Annotated in this window: 2 protein-coding genes and 1 pseudogene; 2 read left to right on the top strand and 1 reads right to left on the bottom strand. The window is 40.3% G+C overall.

The window, feature by feature from the left end; genetic code table 11:
• Positions 1-149: 149 nt before the first annotated feature.
• Together QZ506_RS16840 and QZ506_RS16835 are read left to right on the top strand one after the other, a co-directional pair.
• A complete protein-coding gene (locus tag QZ506_RS16840) occupies positions 150-1079 on the top strand; it encodes a glycosyltransferase family 2 protein (protein ID WP_291972639.1) in 930 nt (309 codons plus the stop codon).
• Positions 1079-2626 (top strand): DUF6056 family protein, encoded by a 1548-nt coding sequence (locus QZ506_RS16835; RefSeq protein ID WP_367273033.1) that lies wholly within the window; start codon positions 1079-1081, stop codon positions 2624-2626. The genes QZ506_RS16840 and QZ506_RS16835 overlap by 1 nt, the downstream gene beginning before the upstream one ends.
• A 235-nt stretch (positions 2627-2861) precedes the next feature.
• On the opposite strand, the pseudogene QZ506_RS16830 reads toward QZ506_RS16835, so the two are convergent.
• Positions 2862-2946, bottom strand: a pseudogene (locus QZ506_RS16830) (lipoprotein); the annotation flags it as partial.

The following is a 2946-nucleotide window of genomic DNA, read 5'->3' as shown; positions in this document are numbered from 1 at the left end:
TTCCATGCCAGTTTTGGTTGAAAATGCTTGTCATCTCAGGTGTACACTTTTCTCATGAGGCCTAACTGCATGATTTTACGTTGCGAGGATCCGTCGTTTCGCTGGGCTGCCAGCATAAAATCTATTTATTCAACAAAGCCGGGGGCTTAATGAAAATCTCTTTGGTCGTTCCAGTCTTTAACGAAGAGTCCACAATACCGATCTTCTATAAGACAGTGCGAGAGTTTGAAGAGTTAAAGGAATATGACGTTGAGATAGTATTTATCAACGACGGGAGTAGCGATTCAACCGAATTCATCATCAATACACTGGCGGTATCAGACAAGCTGGTCGTTCCACTCTCCTTCACCAGAAATTTCGGTAAAGAGGCAGCGCTATTTGCAGGTCTAGATAACGCTACTGGTGAAGCTATAATTCCTATTGATGTTGACCTGCAGGACCCCATTGAGGTGATTCCTAATCTGATTGAGAAATGGAAGTCCGGCGCAGATATGGTTCTTGCTAAAAGAACTGACCGCTCTACTGATGGGCACCTTAAGCGTAAATATGCTGAATGTTTTTACAAACTTCACAATAAAATCAGCTCACCAAAGATTGAAGAAAATGTGGGTGATTTTCGACTAATGTCACGTGAAGTAGTTGAGAACATCAAACTCATGCCAGAGCGCAACCTATTCATGAAAGGCGTGCTTAGTTGGGTAGGCGGGAATACAGATGTTGTAGAATATGCCCGTGCAGAGCGCGTTGCAGGAAATTCGAAATTCAATGGTTGGAAATTGTGGAACCTGGCATTGGAAGGGATTACCGGTTTCTCAACAGTCCCTCTTCGCATGTGGACATACATCGGGTTATTCGTTGCCGGATTATCATTCATCTATGGTGCATGGATGATTATAGATAAATTACTATTTGGTAATAACGTGCCCGGGTATCCGTCTCTTCTTGTCTCTATACTGTTTTTGGGTGGGGTTCAGTTAATAAGTGTTGGTGTTTTAGGTGAGTACATTGGCAGAATTTATACAGAAGTTAAGCAGAGACCTCGTTACATCGTGAAGAGCAAAAAACGGCCTATGGAGTAATTATTATCATGTTAAGGTCATTACCAAAAACAGCGGTTGTATTGTTGGCATTTATTGCCATTTTTGCCATTGAATGGTACACTCCAATTCACTCCGATGATTACCGTTATTATCTATTAGGGATATCACCAGAAGCACACTTTCATCATTACATTACCTGGAGTGGCAGGTTCATCGCTGATTATGCTAGTTCACTTATTCTTTCCACACAATCACAGTTCATATATTCCGTTGCTGCGGGGTTTTCCGCGATTGCATTCTGCTACTTCATTGTAAAAACCCCAGCAGGTACTTTACGCTGGTCCAAACATGACTATGTTTTATTTCCACTAATCTTTTTCACCTACTGGATTTCTAACCCAAACTTAGGGCAGACTACCTTTTGGATCGTAGGTGCAGCAAATTATCTTTGGACAAACCTATTTTTAGCGGCGTGGTTATTCTATATTTACAGCATCACAACAAAAAAAATAAAAAAAACCAACCCATTGATTGCATTGCTCAGTTTTATGGCTGGTTGTTCCAATGAGAGCGTATCTCCATTTGTCTCCCTGCTCTCTATACTTGCAATTATTTACGAATTATGGCGAGAAAAATCCGTTTCTATAAATAAGATTATCTATAGCATCAGCGCAATCTTAGGATCCTGTGTGTTAATTTTATCACCGGGTAATTTTATCCGCGCCAGTGGGGAATATTTATGGTATGGACGATCAATTTTCGAACGCATTTTTATCCACATTACTGAGAGAGTCCATAACCACCTAACCCTTATATGGATTGGCTATGTTATTTTGTTCCTGCTTGTTATACTGGTTATTCTTAATAAGCAGATTCGTGCAAAAATTGATAGAAGTAATCTAGTTTCTGCGGGGCTGGTGATATGCGTCGGCTTGGGCACATCATTAATCATGTTCGCATCCCCTTCCTACCCTGACAGGGTTATGAACGGTACGTTTATGTTCTTCCTGTTCGCTATTTCCTTCCTAGCATATGGATTATTAACAAGCGGTGTGAAAGCTGGTGTAATTGGTACTGCCGTAGTTACTACATTATGTGGCATCACTTTCACCTGGTCTTACACTCTGATGTATCACGCTTACGAAAAAATAGACCGTCAGGAAATAGTAAGGCAAAGAGTCATTAATCATGAAAAAGCCATAGGGAAGCAGATATTCGCCATTCCTAACTACTATTTTGTAAAATTACAAAACAAGGGCGGTCAGTTTGACTTCTTCCACGATCCCGTCGTTTACGGTGATTACTATGGCGTCCAAACGATTAGCGAAAAAGATGTGGAATTCGACTATTCTGTTATCGCTGACGGCCAGGAAAATAAGTTAGCCAACAATGCTACGGCTTACAGTAATACAAAAGGTGATTTAGTCATCATCAGCCAAGAACCGCTTACGTTACAGATTTCAGTAACCGTTAATGGTGTACTGAAGAATATCCCTATAGAGAAGTTGAAGCATGCGGAAATTAATGATGAATTCTGGTACTATACCCCTATAGATAAAGGTAATGTCACAGAAATTTTTCTTTAATTTATGAAATAAAAAAATCCCTGCTGTTTGAATAAATAACGGGGCTTTTTGTAGATAAGTTAAATGGATAAAATCAGTATTCGCAAATCAACGCATATACTATTAAACTTATGGCTTGTCGGGCCATATAATCATTTTGTAATTGGCTTTGTTGAATAAATAGATTTTATGCTGGCAGCCGGCTTTGTTGAATAAATCAGAACCTGTAATGACTGCGCCCCATACGGGTCGATTGTTACGTGATGCGAATACTGTTCGGCATTCCTAATAGCGTGATCCGGTTAAGCGCTTTGACCATGGCCATGGCTTCACCCACCTGA

It is taken from the genome of Candidatus Symbiopectobacterium sp. (assembly GCF_020054415.1).
Classification (GTDB): domain Bacteria; phylum Pseudomonadota; class Gammaproteobacteria; order Enterobacterales; family Enterobacteriaceae; genus Symbiopectobacterium.
Note: the sequence above shows the minus strand (reverse complement) of the source record. Positions and strands in the feature narration are given on the sequence as shown.

Bases quoted from the DNA above. Each gene is read 5' to 3' on its own strand.
- QZ506_RS16840 (WP_291972639.1), top strand. From the start codon at position 150: ATGAAAATCTCTTTGGTCGTTCCAGTCTTTAACGAAGAGTCCACAATA.